Source organism: Mesorhizobium sp. M7A.F.Ca.US.002.01.1.1, assembly GCF_004022955.1.
GTDB classification, from domain to species: domain Bacteria; phylum Pseudomonadota; class Alphaproteobacteria; order Rhizobiales; family Rhizobiaceae; genus Mesorhizobium; species Mesorhizobium ciceri.
The window spans coordinates 1-5,049 of record NZ_RZQE01000436.1; the positions used below are offsets into that span (position 1 = coordinate 1).

Sequence of the window (5,049 nt, forward strand, 5' to 3'; positions counted from 1 at the left end):
GGCCGGTTCGGATCCTGCAGGCCCGCGCCCGCGCGGGCCTGCAGGATCCGAACCGGCCGATCGGCTCGTTCATGTTCCTCGGACCGACGGGTGTCGGCAAGACCGAGTTGACCAAGGCGCTGGCGAGCTTTCTGTTCGACGACGAGAGCGCCATGGTGCGCATCGATATGTCGGAGTTCATGGAAAAGCACTCGGTCGCCCGGCTGATCGGCGCGCCTCCCGGCTATGTCGGCTATGAGGAAGGCGGCGCGCTGACCGAAGCGGTGCGGCGCCGGCCCTATCAGGTCGTGCTGTTCGACGAGATCGAGAAGGCGCATCCGGATGTGTTCAACGTGCTTTTGCAGGTGCTCGACGACGGCCGCCTGACCGACGGCCAGGGCCGCACGGTCGACTTCCGCAACACGCTGATCATCATGACGTCGAACCTCGGCGCCGAATATCTCGTCAACCTCACCGAGGACCAGGATGTCGATCTGGTGCGCGACGAGGTGATGAACGTCGTCAGGGCATCGTTCCGGCCGGAGTTCCTCAACCGCGTCGACGAGGTGATCCTGTTCCACCGGCTGCGCCGGCAGGATATGGGCCGCATCGTCGAGATCCAGCTCAAGCGGCTCGAGAGCCTGCTTGTCGACCGCAAGATCACGCTATCGCTGGACCAGGAGGCGGTGGATTGGCTGGCGGCCAAGGGCTACGACCCGGCCTATGGCGCGCGGCCGCTGAAGCGGGTGATGCAGAAGGAATTGCAGGACCCACTGGCGGAGAAGATCCTGCTCGGCGACATCCTCGACGGCTCGACCGTCAAGGTGACAGCCGGTTCCGACCGGCTGAATTTCCGCTCCAAACCGACGATCGTCGCGGCGGAAGCGGCAGCCTGATCCCGCGCCACGCGTCCTTCCTGGACGCGCGGCGTTTTCATATAAAACGTGGGGTGGGGATGACACTGGACGACTACAACAGCTTCTGCGACTCGCTGCCTTCGACGACCCATGTCGTCCAGTGGGGTGGCGCCCATGTTTGGAAGGTGGGGGCCAAGGTCTTCGCGATCGGCGGCTGGGACGATGGCCAGCAGCTCTTCGTCACCTTCAAATGTTCCGATATCGCCTATGATGTGCTCAAGGAACAGCCGGGGCTACGGCCCGCACCCTATCTTGCCTCGCGCGGCATGACATGGATCCAGCGTCGGACAAGCCAGAGCATGGATGATGCCGCGCTGAAGGACTATCTGCGCGAGAGCCATCGCCTTGTCGCCCTGAAGCTTACCAGGCAGGCGCGCAAGGAATTGGGACTTGCCGAAAGCTAGCCTATATTCCTTGAGGCGCCGGAAAACCGCCATCTTCATGCCCGGTTCATGTTGGAACCATAGGATGGTGTAACTGGTTTGCTGGCGAAGGGGTTCGCCAGAAGACAATGCCGGCGGCGGCAAATTTACGGACCGGAGAATTTGGCCACCATGTTCCGCACGATCTTTGCCCTCTCGGCGCTAGCCGCCGGGCTTGTGTCTTCCGGGGCGTTCGCCGCGCCGACGACGGACAATGCGCCAAGGGTTGTCCGCGCTGCCGATACCGGGGGCATCCTTGTCGCCCAGGACGGTAATCTCGACATCTACTACGACGCCAGGGGCAACCGCGTGATCGTCGATGCCGATACCGGCAAGGTCATCGCCATCCAGCCGCCGCAGACCCGGCTCGACCGCCGCGCCTTGCGCCGCGAGACACGACTGCGCGAACTGGGCCGCGCCCCCGAAGGCGACGACCGCTACTATCTCGACGATCCGGAAGACATGGCGCGGTTCCGGCGCAAGCAGTTGGAAGAGGAAGGCCGCGTTATCCCGCCGCCGGCAGATGAGTACGATCCCTATGGGGACAATTCCGCCGAAGCCTACCCGCCGGCGCCGCAGGACGATGGCAATTACGACGACAATTATCCCGACGCGCCGCAGCCGGCTAAGCCGGGTACAATCAAGCGCCAGCCGCTGAACGAGGCCGCGATAGACCCTGCCCAGCCGACGACACCCGCCGATCAGGCGGCTCTGCCGCCAAAGGCCGGCGACAAGACCACCGTTGCCCCGGCACTTTCGCTGGGAGCGCGCCAGGATGTCGCCGCCCTTCAGGTGCTGCTCGACCGGGGTGGCGCTTCGCCTGGCGTCATCGACGGGCGTTTCGGTTCGAATGTCGACAAGGCGCTCGCCGCCTACAACCAGATCACCGGCGCCAATCTGCGATCGACCGACGCGGTCGCCATCCAAGCGGCACTTGCGCAATCCGGCGGCGATGCCTTCGCCAACTACACGATTACAGCGGAGGACGCGGCCGGTCCCTATGTCGCGTCGATCCCGGAAGACTACAGCCAGAAGGCGCAACTCGACCGCATGGGTTATACGTCGGTGACCGAGGCGCTCGCGGAGCGCTTTCACATGGACGAGAATTATCTCAAGGCGCTCAACCCGGAGGTCGATTTCAATCGTCCCGGCACGATCATCAAGGTCGCCAATTTCGGCAGGCTGGTTTCGACGCCGGTGGCGCGTATCGTCGCCGACAAGGACAAGAAAGAGGTTTTCGCCTATGACGCCGGCGGCAAACTGGTCGCCGCCTATCCCGCAACCATCGGCTCGTCGGATACGCCGTCACCGTCCGGCATACACACGGTGTCGCGCGTGGCGCTCGATCCGAACTACACCTACAATCCCAGCATCAATTTCAAGCAGGGTCAAAACGACAAGGTCCTGACCATTCCGCCGGGCCCGAACGGTCCCGTCGGTTCGGTCTGGATCGCCCTGGATAAGCCGACCTACGGCATCCACGGCACGCCCGATCCGTCGAAGATCGGCAAGACCGAGAGCCATGGCTGCGTACGCCTGACCAACTGGGATGCGCGGGAGCTGGCCAAATTGGTTTCGCCGGGCGTGACGGTGGAGTTTGTCGGCGGGCCCTCAGCCGATAACCTTGCGCAGCAGTGAACCGCGAAGCGCGGCGGCATAGACCAACTGCACGATCAGGATGAAGCCGACGCTGAGCGAGGGACTGACAAGCGAGAGTGCGGCACCGGCCGCCCACAGGATCTGTGCCTTGATGATGCGCAGATAGACCGTGCGTTTGGTTTCCGCATCGACATCCTCTGCTACGAAGCCGCTTTTCTCCGCATAACGCCAGCTCGCGAACAGCGTGACGCCGAGCGCCAGCAGATTGAGCCAGTAGACCAGCACCGCGGTTCTGAACTCGAGGAAGTCGGCCAGAAGGTCGGTCGAGAAGGGCAGCAAGGCGATGAAGGCGAGAAAGCAAAGGTTCAGCGTGGCAAGCCGTCGATCGGATTTGGCGATCAGACCATGCTGCGCCTGCTGGCCAAACCAGAAGATGGTCAGCGTCAGGAAGCTCAAGGCGTAGGTCAGGAAACGCGGCGCCAGGTCGGCGATCGCGGCGAGCAGCTCGCGTTCGGAATGGATCGCCTCGTGCGCCGGCACCCTGATTTCGAGAACGATCAGGGTGAGCGCGATGGCGAATACGCCGTCGGTGATCCCGACGATACGGCCGCGTCCCTCAGCCGATGCTTCAAGTGGCCGCTTCATCGATGTTTCCCCCTCGGCACCTTCCGGAAACCTAGCATGGTTGCCGCCATTTGCACCTGACAGGGTGCGACCCTGGCCAAACGGCTGGTTTCAGCGACAGCAAGCCACTGGCTGGTTGTTGCCGGTGCGCCAGGGGTTTAAGCAAGGTTTCATGCATTCACCAAGTGAAGCCGCCGCCGTCCCGCTGACCAATCCGGTCACGAATGGAACGTTTTGTCCGCAGTCGCGGCGACGATTTGTGCTGGTCGCGGCAATTCTGGCCTCGGCGCTTGGCTTCATAGACGGCTCCATCCTGGCCATCGCTACACCAGCGATCCGCGTCAATCTCGGCGCAAGCCTTGCCGAGGCGCAGTGGATTTCCAATGCCTATGCGTTGACGCTCTCGGCGCTGATCCTGGCCGGGGGCGCTGCCGGCGACCGATTCGGTCTGCGCCGCGCCTTCGTGGCCGGCATCGCGCTGTTCATCCTCGCTTCGCTTGCCTGTGCGCTGGCGCCGAATGCAATTGTGCTGATCGCATTTCGCGCGTTGCAGGGCATCGGTGCGGCAATCATGGTGCCTGGCAGCCTCGCCATCATCGCCAAGGCCTACCCGAAGAAAGAACGCGGCCGTGCTATCGGCATCTGGGCGGCGGCTTCGGCGCTGACCACGGCACTTGGCCCGGTGTTCGGCGGCTTCGTGCTGTCGGCCTTCGGTGACGGCATCTGGCGGGCGATCTTCGCCATCAACCTGCCGCTGGGCTTGATTTCGATCTGGCTTCTGCTGGCCAAGGTTCCGGCCGATGCGCCGACGGAGAAACGCAGCCTGGATCTCGGCGGTGCAGCGCTCGCGACATTGGCTTTCGGTGCGCTTGCCTATGGGCTGACCTCGATGAGCGCCAGCGGCGAGGGCCTCATGGCAGGGCCGAGCATTGCCGCCGGCGTCGTATTGCTGGCTGTCTTCATCGTCTTCGAGCTTCGTCAGCGCGAGCCGATGATCGACCTCAGCCTGTTTCGCGTCGGTGCTTTCGCCGGCGCCAATGTGGCGACGTTCTTCCTCTATTTTGCGCTGTCGGCCAACCTTTTCTATCTGCCAATGCTGCTGATCGCCGGCTGGGGGCTGAGCACGGCCGAGGTCGGCTTCATCTTCCTGCCCTTGTCGGCATCGATCGCGCTTTTGTCGGGACCTGTCGGCAAGCTGTCGGACCGGATCGGACCGCGTTTTCCGATCGCCTGCGGCAGCCTGGTCGTGGCTTTTGCGTTTGCCGGGCTGGCCTTGCTCACCTACGCCGGCATCCACAATTTCTGGACGGGAACATTCCCGCTGATGGGGCTGATGGGGCTCGGCATGGCTCTGGTCGTGTCGCCCTTGTCGACCGCGATCATGACGGCGGTGGAGGACAAGGACACGGGGGCGGCCTCCGGCATCAACAATGCCGTCTCACGCATCGGCGGTCTGATCGCGGTGGCGGCGATGGGCTCGCTTGCCGCGTGGGTCTACGCGAATGCAC

Annotated in this window: 5 protein-coding genes; 4 read left to right on the plus strand and 1 reads right to left on the minus strand. The window is 63.6% G+C overall.

All coding sequences use genetic code 11. The features are described 5' to 3' along the window. The 3 genes from EN932_RS28860 to EN932_RS28870 form a co-directional block, all read left to right on the plus strand. Positions 1-875: AAA family ATPase (locus EN932_RS28860; RefSeq protein WP_128369253.1), on the plus strand; the 875-nt coding region annotated here is incomplete at its 5' end. A gap of 59 nt (positions 876-934) precedes the next feature. Then, complete coding sequence (locus EN932_RS28865) at positions 935-1,300, plus strand: MmcQ/YjbR family DNA-binding protein (protein WP_013529465.1); 366 nt, start codon at positions 935-937, stop codon at positions 1,298-1,300. A 150-nt stretch (positions 1,301-1,450) separates the two neighbouring features. Further along, positions 1,451-2,956, plus strand: a complete 1,506-nt coding sequence (locus tag EN932_RS28870) for a L,D-transpeptidase family protein (protein WP_013529466.1) — start codon at positions 1,451-1,453, stop codon at positions 2,954-2,956. Here the strand turns inward: EN932_RS28870 and EN932_RS28875 are convergent. Next, a complete protein-coding gene (locus EN932_RS28875; protein ID WP_127368055.1) occupies positions 2,930-3,562 on the minus strand; it encodes a TMEM175 family protein in 633 nt (210 codons plus the stop codon). The genes EN932_RS28870 and EN932_RS28875 overlap by 27 nt on opposite strands. A gap of 151 nt (positions 3,563-3,713) precedes the next feature. On the opposite strand from EN932_RS28875, the gene EN932_RS28880 reads away from it, so the two are divergent. Then, positions 3,714-5,049, plus strand: a 1,336-nt coding sequence (locus EN932_RS28880; protein ID WP_128369254.1) for an MFS transporter, incomplete at its 3' end; no start/stop codon positions are given.